The sequence below is a fragment of the Rheinheimera muenzenbergensis genome, assembly GCF_036984005.1.
Classification (GTDB): Bacteria; Pseudomonadota; Gammaproteobacteria; order Enterobacterales; family Alteromonadaceae; genus Alishewanella; species Alishewanella muenzenbergensis.
Genome location: NZ_JALAAR010000010.1, coordinates 48,553 through 71,365, shown reverse-complemented (window position 1 = coordinate 71,365; position 22,813 = coordinate 48,553). Strand labels below are relative to the sequence as shown.

The following is a 22,813-nucleotide window of genomic DNA, read 5'->3' as shown; positions in this document are numbered from 1 at the left end:
GTCACATTAGAACTTAACTACAACGCGGCCGTACATGTAAGTACCGGCTAAGTCGTAAGACGGGCTTACGGTGTTCATGTCGTTGTTGTTAGTGGTGTATGGCGGCTGCTTGTCGAACAGGTTACGCACACCAAAAGTAAAGGTGTAGTTGTCAAAGTAGTAACTACCCTGCACGTCATGATAAATCACAGAGTTTGCATAGTTACTGGTGTTAGTACTGGTTTCCAGATCAACGGTCTGATCATAGGTGCCTGACATAAAGCGGGCAGTCCAGTTCAGGCTCCAGTTATCAGCGGTGTAGCCAGCAGTGAAGTTAGCACGCCATTCAGCAAACGCTGCTGTGGTTTGTTCCCAGTTATCTTCACCGTAGAAACCAGCCAGTTCAACTGTCTCAGCACCAGCAAACGGTTCGTAGTTATACTCGTTCAGATAAGTACCATCTAAACGCAGTTTTACGCGGCCGCCAGCGGCATCAAATGCATAGTTAACGTCAAAGTCAATACCAGTGGTATTGAATGTTGATAAGTTAGCATTCGTTACCAGAATACCCGACATCGCACCTAACACATCACGACGTGGTGAAGTTGGTAACGGAATACGGTCAACTGCCGCAGCACCAATTAACAGAGCACACAGTGGGCTGCTGAAGTTAGCGCTTTCGTAACAGCCGTTGATGATGTTACTGGTACCAGCGGTACCGATACCATTAGTGATTTCGATATCGAAGTAATCTAACGCGATGCTGAAGTTTTCGATAAACTCAGGCGTGTAAACCACACCGAAAGTTAAGCTTTCAGACTCTTCTGGTGTCAGGTTAGGGTTACCACCTGTCAGAGAAGAAGACTGGTTAGACGACAGTGTAAAGTTAGCTGGCAGGCCATCGGCCGCACAGTTTGCTTTTACATTGGCGCTTTGCGTTGCACCTGGTAAGCCATAACCGATACACGGCTCGTTGTACGGCAGGTTAGACTCTTGTTGTGGCGCAAACAGTTCAGTGATGCTTGGTGCACGGAAACCATCAGCACGGGTTGCACGTACTAATAAACCAGAAAACGGCTTATATTCCAGACCGATTTTAGTATTGTTAGTGCGATCCAGGAAGTTGTAGTCAGAGCTACGTATCGCTGCAGACAGGTTCAGAGATTCTACACCTGGTAAATCAGCTAATAAAGGTACGCTAACTTCGACGTAAGCTTCTTCTACATCGTAAGCACCTTCAGTTTTCTCGCCCGCTACCGAGTAAATTTCACCGATAAGAGCAGCGCCGTCAGGCTGGAACAGATACTCTGTCCAACGTTTTTCTACACCAGCAGCCCAGGCAACCGGACCAGCAGGTAATTCAATTGAACCTAAATCACCAGATAAGTTGGCGTTAAACTGTCTGGTACCGCCACGCACTACCGGTGAGTTTGGCAGGAAAGCGTAATCGATCATGTCAGAGGTCAAAGTACCTGCAACAAACGGGTTCCACAGGCCAGGACAAGCTGCATCTGCTGCACACAGTGTAGGATCAGTCAGGTTAGCAAAACGTTTCGGGTTAGCACGACCGAAGTCAACGCGGGTATCAACAAAACGGGTATAGTTATATGACACATCCCATGACCAGCCATTATCCAGGAAGCCATCTAAGCCCAGCACCATGCGGTAGTCAGAGAAATCCTGTGTGAAAGCACGGCCACCGGTTTCTTCCAGACGACGGTTAATAACCAGACGCTCACCGATAGGGTTGTTCGGGTGGTCTGCAGATACTACCTGCCCCCAGAAAGTACCTTCAGCACCCATTAACTGATCTGATTGACGGTTAGTAAAACCACCTTCCATAAACACACGAGTATCATCAGTTAACTGGTAGCTAGCTGCGGCGTTAATAGAAAATACTTCTTGTGGTGTAACCATGTAACTGGCAGTTGCAAAGTTAAACGCATCTGTTGCTGCGTTAAACTTACGCGGTTGGCCAGTAGTCGGGTCAACTACCATACCTGTGAAAGTAGTGCCTGGTGTTAATGACGTCCAGGTACCCATAGCGGTTGTACCAGAACCGAAACACGCTACGCCACCGTTACCGTCATCAGCTAAAGGACATTCAGAGAAGGCACGGTCTTTCTGACCGATAGGGTTACGGTTAGTGTATTCCAGTGACAGTACTACGTTGCCTTTGTCACTTGACGTACCAACAGTCGCAGCCAGCTTGGTGGTTTCACCATCAGCTTCACCTGTCATATCGTATTGAGCAACGAACTCAGCACCTTCGAAGTCAGTTTTAGTGATAAAGTTAACAACACCAGCGATAGCGTCAGAACCGTATACCGTTGATGCACCGTCACGCAGTACTTCAACACGCTCAACGAATGACATTGGGATGGCGTTCAGATCGCTAAATGCAGTACGACGACCATTTACCAGTAACAGCGTACGGCCAGCACCCAGACCACGCAGTGATACTGTTGCACTACCATTACTACCGTTGTTGATGTTTGAACCCTGAGCAGCACCGTTTACAGCTGGCAGTGACTGAACGAATTTTTCTAACGTGGCAAAACCGGCAGTTTCCAGATCTTCAGCAGAGAAAACTGAAATCGGGCTGGCAGTTTCCAGGTCGGTACGTTTAATACGCGAACCAGTTACTTCGATCCGTTCTACTTTTTCAACTACATCTTCTTCAGCTGCATTAACTGATGCGGTAAACGCGGTAGCAGATGCAGCACCAAAGGCGATCGCCAAACGCACTGCTTTGCTTAATTTATTATTCGTATACATGTATTTCTCCCTGGATCACTCTTAGCTAGTGATTCTGTTTTTCTCAGTTACCAACCGTTCATAGCGCCTGGTACTCAGCTCGTCTCGGAAAACCTCCGATTTGTCGCTCCCAGATAATAAACGTAACTTTTCCGTAGGGTCAACAGCTTTACGGAACAAATTGCAATTAAAATTGTCGCTCAACATCTGAATAACATATACACTAAAACAACTGTATAAATACACATAGACGTTATGTTAACAGAGTCGCTGAAAAATCAGATCCGGGCCATTCACGGTAATATTAAAACCGCTTTACCCAACTATCAGCCAAGGGCTGGTCAAAATCAGCTGGTAGCGGAGATAAGTAAGATTATTGCCGGTACTTACCACAAGCATGAACGAATCGGCCTGATTGAAGCCGGCACTGGCACCGGTAAGTCCCTGGCTTATATGTTGGCGGCGATCCCCTATGCACTGGCGCAAAAGAAAAAACTGGTGATAGCAACTGCAACCGTGGCACTGCAAGAGCAACTTGTTAATAAAGATCTGCCTTTTTTTCAAAAACATAGCAAATTATTGTTCGAATTCAGCCTGGTTAAAGGCCGCCAGCGTTATGCCTGCATAGAACGGCTGCGTCAGCAGCAAAAACACCCTGAATTGTTTGCCACAGTAACGACTGCAGAGTTCGACTGGCAGGTATTGCTAGATAAGTGGCAGCAGCGGCAATGGCTGGGTGACAGGGATACACTTGCAGAGCCACTTGCAGAGCCATTGTGGCAGCGCATCGTTGCCGACCCGTTACATTGCAGTAAAGCTAACCGCCGCCATGCCAATTGCCCGTTTCACCTGGCCCGGGCTGAGCTGGAATCGGCCGATGTGTTAGTGGTTAATCATGCCCTGCTGCTGGCAGACTTAGCCCGCGGCAACAGCATTTTGCCCGCACCGGCAGATACCATTTATGTCATTGATGAAGCTCATCATTTACCGCACAGTGCCCGTGAATTTTTTGCAGCTCACGCCCAACTTAACCACAATGACATCTGGCTAGACAAAGCTGGTATTATGTTGCAACAACTGATTGCGCTACTCAGCGCAGCGGTTATGAAAGACATCGTACGGCTGGCAGATAGCTGCAATGAGCTGGCAGCATTGTTAAAGCCTGTTGAACACTGCGTAAAAGCTTTTCAAGCTCGCTGGTTTGCCGATAATAATAGTTTTCGCTTTGTTGATGCCGCCTTACCAAAGGTTATGCAGCAACAAGCTGAAGAGTTAGCAAGCTGTAGCCAAAAGGCTTTAAATCAACTGGAAAAAGTGCAACAACATTTGCAGGAACATATCACTGGACAAAATTTACCGTTAAAACAAAGCCTTAACTTGTTACAAGAGCTGGGTTATCTGCAGCAAAAACTGGAGCAACAACAAGCGCTTTGGCAACTTTATGCCGTAGCCCAGGATAAAAACGTGCAGCAAGCGCGTTGGGTTGAGCAGTTAAATAACCAACAGCTTATTGGCCATGCCAGCCCTTTAGGCGTGGCAGGCAAACTGGAACAACTGCTGTTTAATGATGCTTTTGCTGTAGTGCTGTGCTCTGCCACCCTCACAGCGCTGAATTCTTTCCAATACATTAAATATGATCTGGGCTTAACCAGCTTTGAAGGTGTAAAAACATTGCAGGTCGCCTCACCTTTTGCTTATGCAGAAAAAGGCCGCATTGTGATCCCTAAAATGAACACAGAGCCGACAGAGCAAGCTTATACCGCAGAATTAATCAGTTTATTGCCTGATTTTTTACCCGATAATCAGGCCAGCCTGGTGTTATTTGCCTCGTACTGGCAAATGCAACAGGTTGCCGAGGCGTTGCGAAAGGCTGGCCTGTCGTTATTGGTACAAGGCGAAGCATCACGGCAAGCGTTATTACAATTGCATGGCGAAAACTGTAAACATAACAGGACAAGTATATTATTTGGTACGCAAAGTTTTTCCGAAGGTTTAGATTTGCCGGGAAATTTGCTGACAAATTTAGTTATTACCAAGTTGCCGTTTGCGGTACCGACGTCGCCACTGGAAGAAGCCCTGGCTGAAGCCGTCACTAAAAAAGGCGGTAATGCCTTTTTACAACTGACAATACCGGCAACGTCGAGAAAATTGGTGCAAGCCTGTGGTAGACTGCTGCGGCAAGAACAAGACCAGGGCCGTATCGTAATTCTTGATCGACGCCTGGTGAGTAAGTCGTATGGCAGCGCCATGTTAAACGCACTGCCCCCCTTTTCCCGTAACATTGATTACTAAATAACAGGACAACGCCGTGTTTGACGTTTTGGCAGCTGATCCCAGTCTGTTGGCTATTTTATGTGCGGTTGCCTTTACCGCTGGTTTTATCGACGCTATAGCCGGTGGCGGTGGGTTACTTACGGTGCCTGCACTACTTACCGCCGGTTTGCCACCACATGTGGCGTTGGGCACCAATAAACTGGCCTCAACCTTTGGCTCTTTTACTGCGTCACTGGCGTATTACCGGAAAAAATTATTTAACCCCGTGTTCTGGCGCCGCAGCCTGCTTTACACCGCGATAGGCGCAATACTGGGTACTATAGCGGTAGACCTACTAAGCAAAGAGGCGTTGGAAAAAATCCTGCCGGTCGTTATTTTACTGGCGGCAGTTTACAGCTTGTTTAGCCGTATGCAGCCCGATGACAAACTGGACTTACCGCTGCCAGACAAAAAGCTGTTTTGGCAGCAGCGTGTGCAAGGCCTGACACTGGGTTTTTATGACGGCATAGCAGGCCCGGGCGCCGGTGCGTTCTGGATGGTGTCAACGATGGCGTTGTATCGTATTAATCTGTTGCTAACCTGTGGTGTGGCGCGCAGCATGAATTTTATCAGCAATGGCTTTTCGCTGGTGGCCTTTATTATGCTGGGCCATGTTAACTTTGGTTTGGGTATTGCCATGGGCCTGTGTCTGATGCTGGGCGCCTGGATTGGTGCACATTCGGCAATAAAATTTGGCGGCCGCTTTATCCGGCCGGTATTTATTTGCGTGGTTATCGCCATTGCCGTGCGGCTAGCCTGGCAGGCCTGGAGTAACTAAATGGATTTGCTGGCTACGCTAAAGCATCAGCTGCAACAACTCAGGCAACAGGCCGAACAACTAGATGCCAAGCCCAATGCTGGTAAACCGCAGAACTGGTTTGACAGCAGCCTGTTTAGCTGTCGCTCGCCGCATTTAGCCGATTATGTCGCCGATGCCCAGCGCAACTTGCGACATCTGAGCGACAACACACTGAGCAATGCCAGCCGGCAGCGTCTGGTGCAGCGCCTGAGCGAACAAACCAGCGCCCTGACCCGGGCTTTTCGTAATGTCGATACCCGCCGCACACCCGGCGCTAAAGTAACCAAAGCCAAGGCCGTGCTGCAACAGGTTAGCGCCAGCAGCCAGCAACTGTACCAACAACTTAGCGATACACAGCAGTTTGAGCGCCGCCTGTTGGACATGATAGCCCTGGCTAACCGCGACAATGCCCCGGATGCAGTGCCCAGAACGCTGGCATTACATGCCAGGCTGGGCCGTTGCCGTAAAGCCTTGTCTGAAATAGAGCGGCAAATACAGGATCTGGAGCGTCGTGGCTGATTTTGCGCTGCCAGACTTACCGGCAATGGTCTACCACCCCTGTTACAGCGAACTGGCACTGCCTGAGCGCCATCGCTACCCAATAGACAAATACCGCCAGCTGTTTCAGCGCTTATTGCAGCTGCGGATCCCGGCACAACACTTTACAACTCCGGCAGCGATAACGCCCGACGAGCTCTGCGCAGTGCATTGCCGCAGGTATATTCAAAGCTTGTCAGATGGCAGTATTGATAGCAGAGCGATGCGCCGCATTGGTTTCCCCTGGTCTGCACAGCTATATCAACGTTCACTTTATTCTGTTGGCGGCACAGTGCTAACGGCGCAATTGGCATTACAACATGGTATAGCGCTGCACTTAAGCGGTGGTTATCATCATGCGTTTTATGCCGAAGGCTCAGGGTTTTGTCTGTTTAATGATTTAGTCGTCGCCGCTAAGACCATGCTGCAGCAAGGTGTCGATAAAATCCTGCTGATTGATCTGGATGTACACCAGGGCGATGGCTCAGCGTTGTTGCTAGCAGATGAGCCACGCATTATCAGTTGCTCGCTCCACTGCGAGAAAAACTTCCCCTACCGTAAACAACGTTCTGACTGGGATATCGGCCTGGCAAAAAATTGCCATGACGCTGAATATCTGCAAGCGGTTGAGCAAAGCCTGAGCACTTTGCTTCTGTGGCATAAACCAGATTTGGTGTTATATGACGCCGGAGTTGATATTCACCGTGATGACGAGCTTGGCTTGCTGGATATTTCTACCACAGCATTGTATCAGCGTGATTTACTGGTGCTACAGCACTGTGCCTCACAAAATACTCCGGTTGCTGCGGTAATAGGCGGCGGTTACCAGCGCAACATTGCGGCGCTGGTGCAACTGCATATGCAGTTATTTAAAGCCGCCTTTTCGCTGTGCGGTTCACACTTCGCCGGCAAAATAGAAACCTAAACGCCGTTTTATCTGCGGTGGCAACACTGGCAAGTCAGCTTTGGGCAATAAAAAGGTCGCCATATTAAACAAGTCAGTAAATATGCGGTTTTTCTCGGTAGTGCGCTTTAAATAGTCGTGGCCGGACGAACCACCAGTGCCTATTTTTGTACCGAGCATGCGCTGTACCATCATGGCATGTTTATAACGCCAAATTGTCAGCAGCTCGTCTATTTCAGTCAGGCAGGTAAGCAATTGAAACGGCAGATTAAATACCGGCTCCTCCTGATACAGGCTGATGAATAATGCGCTTAACATCGCGCGCTGGCTTAGCCGGAAAGTGCCATTTTGCTGCAGCTGCTGATATTTGTCTTTATCCAGCAAGGCAGCAAATTTCTCTGCGGTACGTTCAATTTCAGCCAGTTGCAGTTCACGCTCGTGCTCTGCAATTTGTACTATGCCCTGCACAGTACTTTTGTCTTCAGCGAGCATAGCTGCGGTAGCTTGTTGATACATTTGCCAGAAGCTAAAGCCGTCCAGTTCAAGAAACGGCATACGTTCGAGCCATTTTTCAATGCGTTCAAACAAGCTTGGCTGATGTTCCAGTTGCTGTAAAAAAGTACGGTCTTTTTCATTCAGCCGGCTATAAAAAGAGTTTTTATCAAAATCTATACGGAATTCACTCTTTAAACCCAGACCAATTTCGAGCATTTTAAACTGAATACTCTGAAAGCCAGAGGCCGGCACCAGATAGTCACGAAACGACATAAAATCCTGAGCGGTCATCGTTTCCATCACGCCGATCTGCTGGTTCAACAGCTGTTGGATTGTAATAACGCGTTTTAGTTTATGCACGATGCCAGTCAGTTGTTCATCTTTAACTGCTTCGCCGGCAAAAACCTGCAGCACGGCTTCCAGTTCATGCAGTATTTGTTTAAACCACAGCTCGTATACCTGATGCACAATGATAAATAAGGTTTCATCATGGGCTTCATTAGCGTATTTGGCGCTCTCAGGTGCCTGTGCTGTTAATATTTTATCCAGCTGCAGATAATCACCGTAGTAACAGGGAGTGGTATTTTTTTGCATTGTTATTCTTCACTTAAAAAGTACTGCGCGCATTGTAGCAGCCGCGCAGCGCAACTCAATCTTTCGGTGGAGTTTTAGGCAAAAGCTGATTATGCTTGCCTGAGCAACAGCTAACGCGGAGCAAAACATGAAACTGGATGACGATATTCATAACTATTACGAAAAGCTAACGCTGGATCATATTGTTGAATTGGGGCTGGATAGCGAAAAAGACGACGAATATCTGGCAGATTTATGTTGTATCTCGCTGAATCTATTACCGCCGCGTTATATTCGCTACGAAGTGGATATGGCGTTTTATCTGCCACAAAGTGAGCGATTTGAAATGCAGATGAAAGTAAAAGAAGCGGTAACACGCGCCAGACAATTTCTTGACAGCAATGTCTGAGCACGACAAAAAACCAGAACTGTCAGAGGCACCGCCACAGATCCAATTGGCGGTTGACCTGATTATGCTGTTGGAACAGCATCAGCTGGACGCTAAACTGGTATTGGATGCGCTGGAGATTGTTAAACAGGATTTTACCCGAAAGCTAAATTTGGGTGGCAACCCCACCAGCCACATCCCGGCACATACGTCATAAACTGTGGCTGCTTCCTTCCGGACCTGACCAGGTTCGCTTACTAGTATTGCGAGAGGACCAATGGGGTTACCATTGCGCTGCTGAATATTCAGCAGGCGCGCATTATGCAAAAAAGCCCTTGCCGTTGCAAGAGCGTATCGTGTTAAACCTTAAATGCGGCAGCTTGCGACTGCAACTTCGCCGCCAATTGCGCCAGCATATCGCTGGCTTCGGCACTTTGTCGTGCGCTGTGGGTTACTTCACTGATACTGACGGTAAACTCACTGATATTTTTACTGATGTCCTCGGCGACGATAGTTTGCTGCTCGGTAGCGGTGGAAATTTGCACATTCATGTCCACGATAGCTGCAACAGAGTTTTTTATTTGTTCAATAACGGCGGCCGCACTGCTGGCATTTTCGACACTGCTGTCGGCAAAGCGGCCTGACTCACTCATTGACGCAACCGCTTGTTTAGAAGAGCTTTGCAAGTTATCTATCATCCCCTTAATTGACTCAGTGGCTTTTTGGGTATTAGTGGCCAATTGTCTGACCTCATCGGCAACCACGGCAAAACCACGACCAGCATCTCCTGCCCTGGCCGCTTCAATCGCAGCATTGAGCGCCAACAGATTCGTTTGCTCGGCTATAGTACGGATAACGGCCAGCACCTGGGTAATCTTTTCGGATTCGGAATTAAGCTGGCCAATTACGTTGCCGGCATCGGTCAGGGTAACGGACAGTTGCTCAATCGAGCTCATATTCTGCATGACACGGGCAAAACCATCCTGCGAATAGCTGTCTGCTTCATTGGCTTGTTCAGAAGTGCGCAATGCGCTATTGGCCACCTCCTGAATAGCAGCCGACATCTGCGTTACTGCTGTGGCAATTAAATTCGCTTTTTGCTCCTGCTCCATCGCAGTACTGCTTACCTGTTCACTAATATGGCTCATTTCCTCTGAGGCAGCAGCAAGTTGGGTAATGGCCTGGCCCAAATCGGCAAAAAACTGCTGTAGTCGCTGCAAGGTCAGGTTAAGCGCCTGCGACGTGGCGGCAATTTCATCCTTGCCGCGCACCTCGGCTCGTAAGCGCAAATCCAGGTCATTACCCACACCGGCAATACAGCCTTGTAGTAACCGCAACGGATGCTGAATAGAGCGGTAAATAAACCAGCCTAATAACGCCAGGCAGACAAAGACCACCACCAAAATGATACCGAAGAGTAAACTAAAGCTTTGATACTGCTGCTGGGCTAGCTGGCGAAACTTATCGGCTTCTTCCAGTTGCAACATGATAAGTTTATCCAACGCACTGCTGAGTGGATCGGCGACCTGGTACAGCGCCTGATTAAACGCATCGGCGTTTTCACTGCGCAAGCTGTTGTCACTAAGCTGACGCTGATAGCGGGCAATAGCCGACAGAAAGGGCGTCATTTTCTGCTCTGCATCGGTAACAAGGCGGGATTCTTCAGCAGTAAGCTCGGTTTGCTTATAGGCGCGCCAGGCTGTTTCTGCACTGTTTAAAGCCTGGTTAAGATTGGCCAGTGCGGTTGTGTTATCCTGAATTTGGCCGCGATATTTGTGCAAGGTGTCTACTGCAGTAACCGCATAAGCATCTGACACCTGTTTAATTTGCTGCAGCGGCTTTACCCTGTCCATGTACAGGCTATTAATCCCCTGATTTAACAGCTGCATTTCTTGCAGCGCCACCCAGGTGACAAACAGCAAGATAACCAGCGGTACTGCTGCCAATACCGCCAGCCGGCTTTTTACCGAAAAATTATTTAACATCTGCTGACCTTCCTTACCTATGTTAGCTGTTAACATTTAGCATAGGTCAGTTCTGTCATTCGACCATTTGTTTTTCAGTACTTTATAAAAAATTTTCCCGCTTGAATAACATCGGTTATAACCAAAGCCCGGTCCGGGGCGATTCAATCGCCGGACGCTAACACCTGCCGGTAACGCTGCAGCAACACTTTAACCCGCTGCTGGTTGTCCGGCCCCAGACGCAACATCAGCTTTTGTGCTGCAGGCAGCTGCTCTAACTGCGGATCGGCAAATTCATACATCACCGACGGCCTTTGCAGTTGCAACGGATACTGCAGCTCAGGTGTGGCTAATAACAGGTCAATCGCCTGCAGCAGACGGTTTTTAAACAACTCATCGGGGTAGCCCAGATCGGCAAAGGCTTGTTGCAACAGCGGTTCGTAACGGTTAAACAAAGCAACCATCTGCTGCGGTGGCACACTTTCCAGTAACTGAATATAAGGCTGGTAGCGGGCAAAACTGGCTTCATCAAGCTGCAAAGGTTTACCTGCCGGTACACTAAAGCGCTGCGATAAAGGTTGCAGCAGTGGATGACCGCTTGCCAGTTGGCCCTGGGCAATATTGTCTGCTTGTACAACCAGGTTGCGCAACATCTCTTCAGTTACAAATAAATTGGCCAGTCCGGGCCGCCAGTTCAAAGCTAACAGCCGCTGGGTTACTTCAGCATCAGAGTTATCCAATGCAGGCAAAGGTGGTTCAGCAATAGCCTCAGGCTCAACCGCAACAACAGGGTCTGGCTCTGGTTGAGCCGCGCGCTCAGTTGCTACGACCGGCTCTGTGGTTGTATCAGCTGCCGGCTCAGACGGCGTCACCGGCTGCGTCACTATAGGTGGTGTCTCTGAGGGCAAGATCGGAGCCGGCTCATCTTTGGCCAGTAACAACCACAGCGCAACCACAATAGCGATAATGACAACGAAAATGCCAAGGTAAAAGAAAGTCTGGTTGTTGCCTGTTTTTTGCTCTGTCATAACGACCTCTGTGTCTGGTGCCAGTAATATGGTGAGAAAGCATTGCATTCTTTATTAAATCCAGCAATATACTTAGCAATGAGCCTGTAAAGGGAAAAAAGTTCAACCTTGCTATGTCAGACAACGACGTAAACCCGCGCCGCAAAACGGCTTTAATGCTTACCGGCGGTGGTGCCCGCGCCGCCTATCAGGTTGGAGTGCTTAAAGCCATCGCGCAGCAATACCCCCGTAGCAGTAAACTGCCGTTTCAGATCATCTGCGGTACATCAGCCGGTGCGATAAATGGCACTGCTCTGGCCTGCTATGCGTCTTGTTTTCACCTGGGTGTAAAAAAGGTGGAATGGATCTGGCGCAATTTCCATACGAATCAGGTGTATTATTCCGATTATCTGCGCGTGTTCCGGCAAATTATGCGCGGTATGTTCAGTGCCTTTCAGGCTGACTACGCCAACAAAACGGCGATAAGTTTGCTCGATAATAAACCGCTGCGTCAGCTATTAACTAAGGTTCTGGATTTAAAGCGTATCGACCGTAATATCGTCGGTGGCTACTTATCCAGTGTGTCGGTTACCGCTTCTTGTTATAGCAGTGGCGATTCTATTACATTTTTTCAGTCCGACAACGCCACCGAATGGCGCCGTGCCAAACGTTGCGGCCAGCGCACTTTGCTTGGTGTACATCACCTGATGGCCTCGGCCGCCATTCCGCTGGTATTTCCGTCAGTGCGTATTCATCAGCAGTATTTTGGCGACGGCTCGGTAAATCAGCTGGCACCGTTAAGCGCGCCGATTCATCTGGGCGCCGATAAAATCATGATCATTGGCCTGGCCGACCCACGCAAAAATGAACTGAGTCAGCGCATGTTACATCATCCTGACTTAGCCAGTATTGCAGGCCACTTGCTTGATACTGTCTTTGCCGATACGCTCAATTCTGATTTAGAGCGCATGCAACGGGTAAATAACACCATCGCGTTAATGCAAAAACACAATGTAGCGTCCGACTTAAAACCAATTCAAAGCTTGCTGATTAACCCAAGCCAGAATTTGGCTCAACTGGCCAGTGAGCATTTCTTGCAACTACCGATGCCAGTGCGTACCCTGCTACGTTTAACCGGTATTCGCCAACATTCAGACTCCAGCCTGGCCAGCTATCTGTTATTCGAGCAACAATACACCCGTCGTCTGATCCAGCTGGGCTATGAAGATGGCTGCAATCAGATGGAAACTATTATGCAGTTTCTTGCCGAATAAGCCGCCAATAGCTTGACGACGTTAGCCAACCCCAGCGGCAGCACGACATAAACACTTGTATTTAAATACAAAATATAATTGGCCCGCTATTTGCTTTGTACAGGCAAAGCAAATAGCGGATTGTCACTATGGAATACCTGTTAGTTCAAGATGTCGCGTTAAACTCAGCGCCCAGCTATGCAGCACTATCCAAGGTGCAACATTGGCAGGATTTACCCCAGTGTGCGGAGCAAAGTCTGGTTAGCCAGTTACAAACCACGTTGGATCTGCAACAACAACTGAATATAGTGTCGATGGCCGCAGGCAAAGTTTTGCCGCTGTCGTCTATGCAGTTAAAAACCTCGGTCGGTTGCTTTTCAGCCAGCGGATCGCAGCAGGCTGATTTTGAATACCGTTCCGTGCTGGTGTTAAACCAACAATGTCTGGCCGAAGTCACCTACCATAGCGAGTACGCATTTACGCCGCTGATCCAGCGCGAATTGTTGTTGCTGGAAAGTGAGTGGCTCTTTGCGCTGCGCAATGCCCTGGTGGTGGTGCGACTGCAGCAACTGGCAATGCGCGACACCCTGACCGGCCTGGGTAACCGCCGGTATTTTGACGATGCGTTTAATAGTGCCACCCAGCTGGCCAGACGAAATAACAGCCATCTGGCGCTGCTACTGCTGGATCTTGATAACTTTAAACAAGTTAATGACAATGCCGGCCATGCCGCTGGCGACGAAGTATTACTGGCTGTTGCCAACATTATGCGTGATACCCTGCGTGCTTCTGATCAATTGTTTCGCTTTGGCGGCGACGAATTTGCCGTACTGCTGGCAGGTCAGGAGGCAGACAGCGCTGAGCTGGTAGCCCGACGGGTTGTTAAGGCGATTAATCAGCATCATATCTGTCAGGACTATAAGGTAAGCGCCAGTGCTGGCCTGGCCGTTTTAAAACCAGAGCAGGACAAAGCACTATTGTTTAGCGCCGCTGATGCAGCCCTGTATCAGGCGAAAAATGCCGGCAAAAGCACAGTACGGGTGGCCTAGCATTCAACAATGCCAGCTCACCCAGTAGCTGGCCTGTTCCGCCGCCACAGCAGAGCCATAACCGGCCACCAGCTGTAACTGGCCATCAACCAGCAACAGAGGTGTGCGTGCGCGTTGCCATGGCGCTACCTGCCACAGTTTAAACCATTGCTTTAACGGCTTGCTATGCGCTGCACCATAAGGCTTAAAACGCAAGTTTAACTGGCCAAATACTATTTCGGTGTTGCCGGCACCAAGTGGCATAGCGTTATCGCCAGGTTCAGCCGAAAAAAGCAGACGACCGCACTGATCGGCTAACACGATTTCAGCATCGCCTTGCCAAGTGAGCTGTTGCAAAGACGGCCGGCACTGCTGCTCGCTCAGCAGATGCAGCTGCTGAGCAAAGCGGCGCAACTGGTATTGCTCTAACTGCAACATCGGGCTGGCGTCCTCTCTGGCCGCTATGACATCAGAGTGCAGAATATCCAGCCACTGGCTGGACGGGTTTAGCTGCCACTGCTTTAGCCAGCGGCGGATAATATAGTTTTGCCGCACAATACTGAACTTACGCAATTCAGCTAAACATAAATTGCCATTTACCACACAACGTTGCAGATCGGCGTCACTGTATTCCTGCAACAACTGCTCTAGCTGCTGCATATTATCCATGCTGCGGCCCACACTTCGAATAAAATGCGGCCAGCGCTCAGTTAGCAATGGCGTAATCTGCTTGCGGATAAAATTACGTTCAAAGCGCTGGTCGCTATTGCTGTCATCTTCAACCCAGCTAAGCTGCTGCGCCAAAGCATATTGCTGCAGTTGCTGGCGGCTAATACCCAGCAGTGGCCGCTGTAGGTGCCCTGCCGCAAAAGGCCGCACCGCTTTAATACCGCCCATGCCGGTAACTCCGGCACCGCGTTTAATAGCCAATAGCAAGCTTTCAAACTGGTCATCGGCATGGTGCGCCGTCAACAACAGATGCTGCGCTGAGCTGACAAATTCAGCCAGCGCACCATAGCGGGCGGTGCGAGCCTTAAATTCGAGATTGTCGCGGCCAGCCAGCTCTACCTTACGCTGACTAAAGCGAACGTTACGCACAGCACACTGCTGGGCACAAAACGCTGCCCAGTCTTGAGCATGCTGGCTGATACCATGATTAATATACACGGCCTGCAATTCAAAAGGCTGCTCAGCCCGGGCCTGGCTCAGCAAGTGCAATAACACCATTGAGTCCAGGCCACCGCTAAGCGCCAGCACTACGCAATGCTCTGACGTTAATGACAGCTGCTGCAGCAAAAATTGGCTACTGAGTTCAGGCATAGTTAATTCTGAGATTAAGATAAGGCCGACAGGCTAGCATAAAATAAAAAACCAGTGCAGTGGCACTGGTTTTTTGTTGTCTTTTCGGTTTAACAATAGCCGTAAGACATTAAGCGTTGATAGCGGCTATCGAGCAATTCTTTACTGCTGAGCTTTTGCAGTTTTTGCAGATCTTTTAACAGCGCTTGCTTCAAGGTTTGCGCCATTTGCTCCGGCGAACGATGAGCACCACCAAGTGGCTCTGGCACTACTTCGTCAATCAGTTTCAACTCTTTAATTCGGCCGGCTGTAATACCCATGGCTTCGGCAGCCAGGGGGGCTTTTTCGGCACTTTTCCACAGAATGGATGCGCAGCCTTCCGGCGAAATTACCGAATACGTGCTGTACTGCAACATATTAACTTTGTCGCCGACACCAATAGCCAGTGCGCCGCCAGAGCCGCCTTCACCGATCACAGTACAAATAATTGGCACCTTTAAGCCTGCCATCACTTTTAAGTTGCGGGCAATAGCTTCAGATTGGCCACGCTCTTCAGCACCAATGCCCGGATAAGCGCCGGGCGTGTCAATAAAGGTGACGATCGGCAGATTAAAGCGTTCAGCCATTTCCATTAAGCGTAAAGCTTTACGGTAACCTTCCGGGCGTGGCATACCAAAGTTACGCTTAATCTTTTCGCGCGTATCCCGGCCTTTCTGATGACCTATCACCATTACAGCAGTATCACCCAGCCGGGCGGTACCACCAACGATGGCCTGATCATTAGCAAAAGTGCGGTCACCACAGAGCTCGTCGAAATCGGTAAACATATACTGCAGGTAATCCAGCGTATAAGGCCGCAGTGGATGACGCGCCAGCTGCGCCACTTGCCAGGCACCGAGCTCAGAGAAGATTTTCTTGGTCAAACCCTGGCTTTTTTCTTTTAGTTTGTTGATCTCTTCTTCCAGGCCCAGATCGTAGTCACCATTACGGCTGACGTTACGTAATTCGTCTATTTTTGCTTCAAGTTCAGCAATTGGTTGCTCAAACTCTAAATAATTCAGCATCATCGACTGTCACTACCTAATTAATTAAATTCCAGTTCTATTGTTGCCAGTTGCTTTAACTGATGCAACAGAGCATCGGCCGGCGTTACCCACCACTGCGTTCCAAGCTGTAACGTGACTTCGCCTTCCTGGCGTTGATAGCATAGTTTAACCGGTACTGTACCGGCGTTAAACTCGCCCAGTACCTGCTGTAATCTTTGCAGGTAATTGTGGTCTATTTGCTGCGATTGTACAGTGATATTCAGAGATCGCAGAGACTTTTCCCGTACTGCCGTGATCTCGTTAACATCGCGGCCGGTCATTGTAAGGCCGCCATTAAAATCATCAAAGCTGACCTGTCCCGTTATCACTAAAATATGGTCTTTTTGTAACAGTTGTTCGAAGTTTTCCAGCAGGTCAGGAAAAAACCGCACATCTAGCCGGGCCGATTTATCATCCAGGGTGACAATCGCCCAGCGGCGGCCTTTTTTGTTGATCATTACCCTTACCGAAACCACTAAGCCAGCCACGGTGACACTTTGATCTTTTCGGGTAGGTTGCAAATCAACCAGCCGGCAATTCACATAACGTGGGATCTCCGCCAGATATCGGTTTATGGGGTGGCCGGTAAGGTACAAGCCCAGAGTTTCACGCTCGCCATCCAGCCAGACTTCATCCGGCCAGGGTTCAACTTGCTTAAAGGCAGCCGCCGCGTCATCCGGCTCCGGGCTGAGTAAGCCGAATAAATCATCCTGCCCCACGGCTTGCGCTTTGGCATGTTGCTCGGCGGCCTTCATCGCTTCTTCCAGGCTGGCCATCAATGCCGCCCGGTGCGGGCCTAAACGGTCCATAGCGCCGGATAAAATCAGCTTTTCCATCACGCGACGATTCAACCGCTTCAGATCTACCTTGGCGCAAAAATCGAATAAATCATTAAACTGGCCGTGCTGTTGCCGCGCTTCAATAATGGCCTCTATCGGCCCTTCACCTACGCCTTTAATGGCCCCGATACCGTAGACAATGTGACCCTGAAGGTTAACGGTAAATTTGTACAGTCCGGTGTTAACATCCGGCGGGATCAGCGTCAGCTTCATGCGCTCGCATTCATCTACCAGCGTGACAATTTTGTCGGTGTTATCCATATCGGCTGACATTACTGCCGCCATAAACTCAGCCGGAAAGTGTGCTTTCATCCACAGCGTCTGATACGACACCAGCGCATAAGCGGCAGAGTGCGACTTGTTAAAACCATAACCGGCAAATTTCTCTACCAGGTCAAAGATTTTAATCGCCAGCTCAGGATCTATACCATTTTTTGCCGCACCATCCTGGAAGGTGTCGCGCTGCTTGGCCATCTCTTCCGGCTTTTTCTTACCCATAGCACGGCGCAGCAAATCGGCGCCACCAAGTGAGTAGCCTGACAGCACCTGGGCGATCTGCATAACCTGTTCCTGATACAGGATAATGCCGTACGTGGGTTCCAGAATAGGTTTTAACGAGTCATGCTGCCAGGTGGCATCCGGGTAAGAGATTGCTTCGCGGCCACGTTTACGGTCGATAAAGTTATCTACCATACCTGACTGCAAAGGCCCGGGCCGGAACAAGGCCACCAGAGCGATCATATCTTCAAAACAGTCGGGTTGCAGACGGCGGATCAGATCTTTCATACCGCGCGATTCCAGCTGAAATACCGCTGTGGTATCCGCTTTCATCAGCACATCGTAACTCTTACGATCGGTTAGCGGTATTTTGTTTACATCGACCAGCGGCTTGCCCTCTCGCTGCAACCGCTCATTGGCCATATTCACTGCCCACTGTAAAATGGTCAGCGTACGCAAACCCAGAAAGTCGAACTTAACCAGACCGGCGTATTCAACATCGTTTTTATCAAACTGAGTTACCGGGTTGTTGCCCTCATCGTCGCAGTACAGCGGAGAAAAATCGGTAATTTTGGTCGGCGCTATAACCACACCACCGGCGTGTTTACCGGCGTTACGGGTTACCCCTTCTAACTGGCGCGCCATATCAATCAGGTCTTTAACATCCTGATCCTGCTCGTACAGCTCGGGCAAACGCGGCTCTTCTTTAAAAGCCTGCTCCAGTGTCATACCTGGCGTTGGGGGTATCAGCTTTGAGATACGATCGACAAAACCATAAGGATGGCCAAGTACCCGGCCGACATCACGAATTACCGCTTTGGCCGCCATAGTACCAAAAGTAATAATTTGCGATACCGCCTCGCGGCCATACATGTCAGCAACGTGTTCTATTACTTCATCGCGCCGGTCCATGCAAAAATCGACGTCAAAATCCGGCATCGACACCCGCTCAGGGTTTAAGAAACGCTCGAACAGCAGGTCAAATTCCAATGGATCCAGATCGGTAATTTTCAGGGCATAAGCTACCAGCGAGCCCGCACCAGAGCCCCGGCCCGGGCCAACCGGTATGTCGTTGTCTTTGCTCCACTGAATAAATTCCATTACCACCAGAAAGTAACCGGGAAAGCCCATCTGGTTAATTACGTCCAGTTCAATCTGCAGGCGTTCGTCATAGGGCGGTCTCTTATCAGCACGGACGCTGGCATCAGGAAACAGTTGCAGCAATCTGTCTTCAAGCCCCTCACGTGACTTCATGACCAGAAAATCCGCATCAGTCATGCCGCCGGTAGGGAATGCCGGTAAGAAGTATTCCCCCAAACGAATAGTCACATTACAACGTCTGGCAATTTCAACTGAGTTTTCCAGCGCTTCGGGTAAGTCAGCAAATAGCTGCTGCATTTCCTCTGCTGACTTTAAATACTGCTGATCTGAATAGTTTTTTGGCCGGCGCTTATCGTCCAGCGTATAGCCGTCGTGGATCGCCACCCGAATTTCATGGGCGGCAAAATCACCCGGTTGTAAAAATACTACCTCGTTGGTGGCAACTACCGGTAAGTCATGTTGTTCAGCCAGCATAACGGCTTGCTGAATATACAATTCTTCGTCGGCACGTCCGCTACGGGTCAATTCCAGATAAAACCGCTCAGCAAAATGTTGCTGATAAAACTGCAGCAATTGCTGTACCGTCTGCTCGTTTTGTTTCAGCAGCGCTTTACCCAGCAAGCCGTCTTTGCCGGCCGACAGCACTATTACACCTTCGGCAAATTCTGCCAGCCAGTCATGTTCAATTTGCGGTTTGCCATCAACATGACCGCGTAAATAGGCTTTGGAAATCAGGTTACACAGATTTTGATAGCCGGCATTGTTAGCCGCCAATAGCAAAATACGGCTGGTTTCACTGCCAAACAGCGGGTGTAATACGTAACAGTCAACACCAATAATTGGCTTAATACCGGCATCATGTGCAGCACTGTAAAAACGCACCAGGCCGCAAAAGTTCATTTGATCAGTCAGCGCCAGCGCCGGCATATTTTGTTTTTGCGCCGCTTTTACAATGGGTTTTACTTTGGCGACTCCGTCAATCATCGAAAAGTCGCTATGTACACGTAAATGGATAAAGGCCGGTTGACTCATAAGCCTTGTTGCTCCAGTACCAGCCGCACAGGTTTAAAGCTGCGCCTGTGCTGCGGTAACACGCCGTGTTGTGCTATCGCCGCCAGATGAAATGCGGTCGGGTAACCTTTATGATCAGCAAAACCAAATTGCGGGTGGGCCTGATGCAGCGCCTGCATTTCCGCATCGCGTGCGACCTTGGCAATAATTGACGCCGCACTGATCTCCGGTACCAGCGCATCACCTTTAACCACAGCTGTCGCCGGGATGCCGAATTCTGTCGTGCGGTTGCCATCTACCAGCACCCAGTCTGGCTTAATCGTCAATGCCGCCACAGCACGGCGCATCGCCAGCATAGTGGCGTGCAAAATATTTAACTGGTCAATTTCATGTGGCTCAGCCCGTCCCAATGCCCAGCATAACGCCTGCGCCTTAATCAGTTCAGCCAGCTCGGCTCGGCGCTTTTCACTGAGTTTTTTCGAGTCGTTCAGGCCATTAATGGGTTTGGCTGGGTCCAGGATCACGGCAGCAGTGACAACGGCACCAATCAAAGGGCCACGGCCAACTTCGTCGACACCGCAAATCAGTTGAACATCAGGGCGTTGGTACTGCATCATCTTTAACTACCTGTAAAATAGCCTGCGCCGCTTTGGCGCTGGCATCGCATTTAATGCTCTGGTGCAAGCGGCAATACTCGGATAGCAAGGCTTCGCGTGATGTTGTTAATTGCGGCAGCATGGCGGCGACTAATGCCTGTGGCGTTACCTGCTGTTGCAACAGCTCTGGTACCATGCCGCGTCCGGCCAGTAAGTTAGGCAGACTAAAATGTGCCAGTTTCACCAACCGCTTACCAATCTGATAGGTTAACCAGTTGGCACGGTAGGCCACAACCATTAAACACTTAGCCAACATGGCTTCTAATGTTGCGGTACCCGAAGTAATAAAGGTGGCATCAGCGGCTAACAATACCTGCCGTGCCTGGCCGGTAAATTGCTGAATAACTAAATCCGGTGCTATTTGCTGCTTTAGCCGATTAAACTGTTCAGCTTTTGCCGATGTAACCATATTCGTTACAAACTGCAAGTCTGGCAGCTGCTGTTGTAATAATAATGCCGCCTGCAGAAAATCTGGCGCCAGTAATTTGATTTCATTAGTACGGCTACCGGGCATAATGGCGATTACAGTTTTGGCCGGATCTAAGCCCAGTTCAGCTTTAGCTGCGGCTTTGTCGACACAGAGCGGCATCGCATCGGCCATGGTATGGCCGACAAAGGTGCAGGGTACCTGATATTTGTCGTAAAAGGCTTTTTCGAACGGTAACAACGACAACACCATATTGGTGGCTGCTGCGATTTTAAAAATGCGTTTATGCCGCCAGGCCCAGACCGACGGGCTGACATAATGTACTGTCTTAATACCTGCCTGTTTTAACTGCAGCTCAACCGGCAGGTTAAAATCAGGGGCGTCTATACCAATAAACACATCGGGCTTATCAGCCATTAACGCAGATAGAATTTCACGTTTTACCTGCAGCAACCGTGGCAGCCGGCCCAGCACTTCCACTATGCCCATTACTGCCAACTCTTCCATGTCAAACAGGGCGGTAAAACCCAGCGCCTGCATGCGCGGCCCGCCAATGCCATAAAACACGGCATCAGGATGGGTGACCTGGAGTGCAGTTATCAGATCGGCACCTAAAATATCGCCGGAGTGTTCCCCGGCGATAATGGCTATTTTAAGCGGTTTACGCAGCGGCATCAGCGCACTATGCCTCTGCTGGCGTTGGCGATAAAGTCGGTAAACAGCTTAAGCTCAGGCACTGTAGCTGCTTTATCTTCCAGCGCAGCTAAGGCTTCAGCTACAGTTTGTCCTTTGCGGTACACTTCTTTGTAAGCCCGGCGGATTTCCAGCAGCGCTTCGTTGCTATAACCCCGCCGCTTTAAGCCTTCAGTATTAATACCTGCCGGTACGCACGGCGCACCATGCACCATCAGGTAGGGTGGTACATCTTTGAGCACGATAGAGCCACCACCGCAAAAGCTGTGTGCGCCTATATGTACAAACTGATGTACGCCAGTCATGCCACCTAAAATGGCCCAGTCACCCACATGCACATGACCGGCGGCCTGAGCGCCACTGGCAAAAATGGTATGGCTGCCAATTACGCAGTCATGCGCGACATGAGTACTGTTCATAAACAGGTTGTGGCTGCCAATAATGGTTTTACCCTGATCCTGCACCGTGCCACGATGCACTGAGCAACCTTCACGAAATACGTTGTAATCACCAACAATAAGCTGGGTGGCTTCGCCTTGGTATTTTTTATCCTGACAAGCTTCACCAATACTGGCAAACTGGAAAAAATGGTTACCTTTACCAATGATGCTGGGGCCTTTAATGGCGACATGCGATTCCAGCACACAGTCATCGCCTAACACCACATCATGGCCAACGTAGCAAAAGGGACCGACTTTAACATTACTACCAAGCCGGGCGCTTGCTTCAATTACTGCTGTAGGATGGATCACGTTATAGTTCTCTTCTGGCACACATCAGCTCAGCTGAGCAGACAACCTGGCCATCAACTTTTGCTTCGCCGTAAAACTTCCACATGTTGCGGCGTTCTTTTAAAAATTTCACTTCTAAAATCATAGTGTCACCAGGCACTACAGGTTTTTTAAAGCGGGCATCGTCAATGGCGGCAAACAAGTACAGCTCATTTTCTGAACGCTCGGCCACGGTTTTAAAGCCCAAAATGCCGGTAGCTTGTGCTAACGCTTCCAGAATCAACACCCCTGGAAAGATAGGCAGGCCAGGAAAATGGCCGGTGAAAATAGGTTCGTTGATGGTCACGTTTTTCAACGCCGTCAGGCTTTCACCTGGCGTAAAGTCCAGCACTCTATCAATAAGTAGAAACGGGTACCGGTGTGGCAATAAAGCCATAATTTCCTGAATTTGCAGGCTGTTTAATTGATTAGCCAAA

18 protein-coding genes, 1 other RNA gene and 1 pseudogene are annotated in these 22,813 nt (G+C 49.5%); 8 read left to right on the top strand and 12 right to left on the bottom strand.

The window, feature by feature from the left end:
• Nucleotides 1-6: 6 nt before the first annotated feature.
• Nucleotides 7-2,757, bottom strand: a complete 2,751-nt coding sequence (locus MN202_RS12610) for a TonB-dependent receptor plug domain-containing protein (RefSeq protein WP_335736484.1) — start codon at nt 2,755-2,757, stop codon at nt 7-9.
• A 234-nt stretch (nt 2,758-2,991) separates the two neighbouring features.
• Between MN202_RS12610 and dinG the strand changes: the two genes are divergently transcribed.
• Genes dinG through MN202_RS12590 form a run of 4 tightly spaced genes read left to right on the top strand, consistent with a single transcriptional unit; the run spans nt 2,992 to nt 7,310 of the window.
• Entirely contained in the window at nt 2,992-5,028 is a 2,037-nt protein-coding gene (gene dinG, locus MN202_RS12605; protein ID WP_335736483.1) for an ATP-dependent DNA helicase DinG, read from the top strand.
• A 16-nt stretch (nt 5,029-5,044) separates the two neighbouring features.
• Entirely contained in the window at nt 5,045-5,827 is a 783-nt protein-coding gene (locus MN202_RS12600) for a sulfite exporter TauE/SafE family protein (protein ID WP_335736482.1), read from the top strand.
• Nucleotides 5,828-6,367, top strand: a complete 540-nt coding sequence (gene priC, locus MN202_RS12595) for a primosomal replication protein PriC (protein WP_335736481.1) — start codon at nt 5,828-5,830, stop codon at nt 6,365-6,367.
• Nucleotides 6,360-7,310 carry a histone deacetylase family protein gene (locus tag MN202_RS12590; RefSeq protein ID WP_335736480.1) on the top strand — a complete coding sequence of 317 codons (951 nt, stop codon included), beginning with the start codon at nt 6,360-6,362 and terminating at the stop codon, nt 7,308-7,310. The genes priC and MN202_RS12590 overlap by 8 nt, the downstream gene beginning before the upstream one ends.
• On the opposite strand, the gene MN202_RS12585 is transcribed toward MN202_RS12590, so the two are convergent.
• A complete protein-coding gene (locus MN202_RS12585) occupies nt 7,281-8,378 on the bottom strand; it encodes a tryptophan 2,3-dioxygenase family protein (RefSeq protein ID WP_335736479.1) in 1,098 nt (365 codons plus the stop codon). The genes MN202_RS12590 and MN202_RS12585 overlap by 30 nt on opposite strands.
• A gap of 127 nt (nt 8,379-8,505) precedes the next feature.
• On the opposite strand from MN202_RS12585, the gene MN202_RS12580 reads away from it, so the two are divergent.
• Together MN202_RS12580 and MN202_RS20595 are read left to right on the top strand one after the other, a co-directional pair.
• A complete protein-coding gene (locus MN202_RS12580; protein WP_335736478.1) occupies nt 8,506-8,766 on the top strand; it encodes a late competence development ComFB family protein in 261 nt (86 codons plus the stop codon).
• Nucleotides 8,759-8,899, top strand: a pseudogene (locus MN202_RS20595) (DUF2496 domain-containing protein); the annotation flags it as partial. The gene MN202_RS12580 and the pseudogene MN202_RS20595, both read left to right, overlap by 8 nt.
• A 29-nt stretch (nt 8,900-8,928) precedes the next feature.
• Here MN202_RS20595 and ffs read toward each other — a convergent pair.
• The 3 genes from ffs to MN202_RS12565 all read right to left on the bottom strand — a co-directional run bounded on the left by ffs (nt 8,929) and on the right by MN202_RS12565 (nt 11,737).
• Nucleotides 8,929-9,025, bottom strand: an RNA gene (gene ffs / locus MN202_RS12575) — signal recognition particle sRNA small type.
• Nucleotides 9,026-9,104: 79 nt separating this feature from the next.
• Nucleotides 9,105-10,730, bottom strand: coding sequence for a methyl-accepting chemotaxis protein (locus MN202_RS12570; protein ID WP_335736477.1), 1,626 nt, complete (start codon nt 10,728-10,730; stop codon nt 9,105-9,107).
• A 143-nt stretch (nt 10,731-10,873) separates the two neighbouring features.
• Entirely contained in the window at nt 10,874-11,737 is an 864-nt protein-coding gene (locus MN202_RS12565; protein ID WP_335736476.1) for a DUF3014 domain-containing protein, read from the bottom strand.
• A gap of 113 nt (nt 11,738-11,850) precedes the next feature.
• Here MN202_RS12565 and MN202_RS12560 point away from each other — a divergent pair, with 113 nt between their 5' ends.
• Both MN202_RS12560 and MN202_RS12555 read left to right on the top strand, forming a co-directional pair.
• Entirely contained in the window at nt 11,851-12,990 is a 1,140-nt protein-coding gene (locus tag MN202_RS12560) for a patatin-like phospholipase family protein (RefSeq protein WP_335736475.1), read from the top strand.
• 128 nt (nt 12,991-13,118) lie between these two features.
• Nucleotides 13,119-14,018, top strand: a complete 900-nt coding sequence (locus MN202_RS12555; RefSeq protein ID WP_335736474.1) for a GGDEF domain-containing protein — start codon at nt 13,119-13,121, stop codon at nt 14,016-14,018.
• Nucleotides 14,019-14,021: 3 nt separating this feature from the next.
• Here the strand turns inward: MN202_RS12555 and tilS are convergent, their stop codons facing one another.
• The 7 genes from tilS to fabZ all read right to left on the bottom strand — a co-directional run bounded on the left by tilS (nt 14,022) and on the right by fabZ (nt 22,812).
• A complete protein-coding gene (tilS, locus tag MN202_RS12550) occupies nt 14,022-15,317 on the bottom strand; it encodes a tRNA lysidine(34) synthetase TilS (RefSeq protein ID WP_335736473.1) in 1,296 nt (431 codons plus the stop codon).
• Between the two features lie 89 nt (nt 15,318-15,406).
• Nucleotides 15,407-16,363: an acetyl-CoA carboxylase carboxyl transferase subunit alpha gene (gene accA, locus MN202_RS12545; protein ID WP_335736472.1), complete on the bottom strand. Its 957-nt coding sequence runs from the start codon at nt 16,361-16,363 to the stop codon at nt 15,407-15,409.
• 17 nt (nt 16,364-16,380) lie between these two features.
• On the bottom strand, nt 16,381-19,851 hold the full coding sequence (dnaE, locus tag MN202_RS12540) for a DNA polymerase III subunit alpha (RefSeq protein ID WP_335736471.1): 3,471 nt from the start codon (nt 19,849-19,851) through the stop codon (nt 16,381-16,383).
• A complete protein-coding gene (gene rnhB, locus MN202_RS12535) occupies nt 19,848-20,447 on the bottom strand; it encodes a ribonuclease HII (protein ID WP_335736470.1) in 600 nt (199 codons plus the stop codon). The genes dnaE and rnhB overlap by 4 nt, the downstream gene beginning before the upstream one ends.
• Nucleotides 20,425-21,588, bottom strand: coding sequence for a lipid-A-disaccharide synthase (lpxB, locus tag MN202_RS12530; protein ID WP_335736469.1), 1,164 nt, complete (start codon nt 21,586-21,588; stop codon nt 20,425-20,427). Before lpxB ends, rnhB begins: the two co-directional genes overlap by 23 nt.
• Nucleotides 21,588-22,379 (bottom strand): acyl-ACP--UDP-N-acetylglucosamine O-acyltransferase, encoded by a 792-nt coding sequence (gene lpxA / locus MN202_RS12525; RefSeq protein ID WP_335736468.1) that lies wholly within the window; start codon nt 22,377-22,379, stop codon nt 21,588-21,590. Before lpxA ends, lpxB begins: the two co-directional genes overlap by 1 nt.
• On the bottom strand, nt 22,360-22,812 hold the full coding sequence (fabZ, locus tag MN202_RS12520; RefSeq protein WP_335736467.1) for a 3-hydroxyacyl-ACP dehydratase FabZ: 453 nt from the start codon (nt 22,810-22,812) through the stop codon (nt 22,360-22,362). Before fabZ ends, lpxA begins: the two co-directional genes overlap by 20 nt.
• Nucleotide 22,813 lies beyond the last annotated feature (1 nt).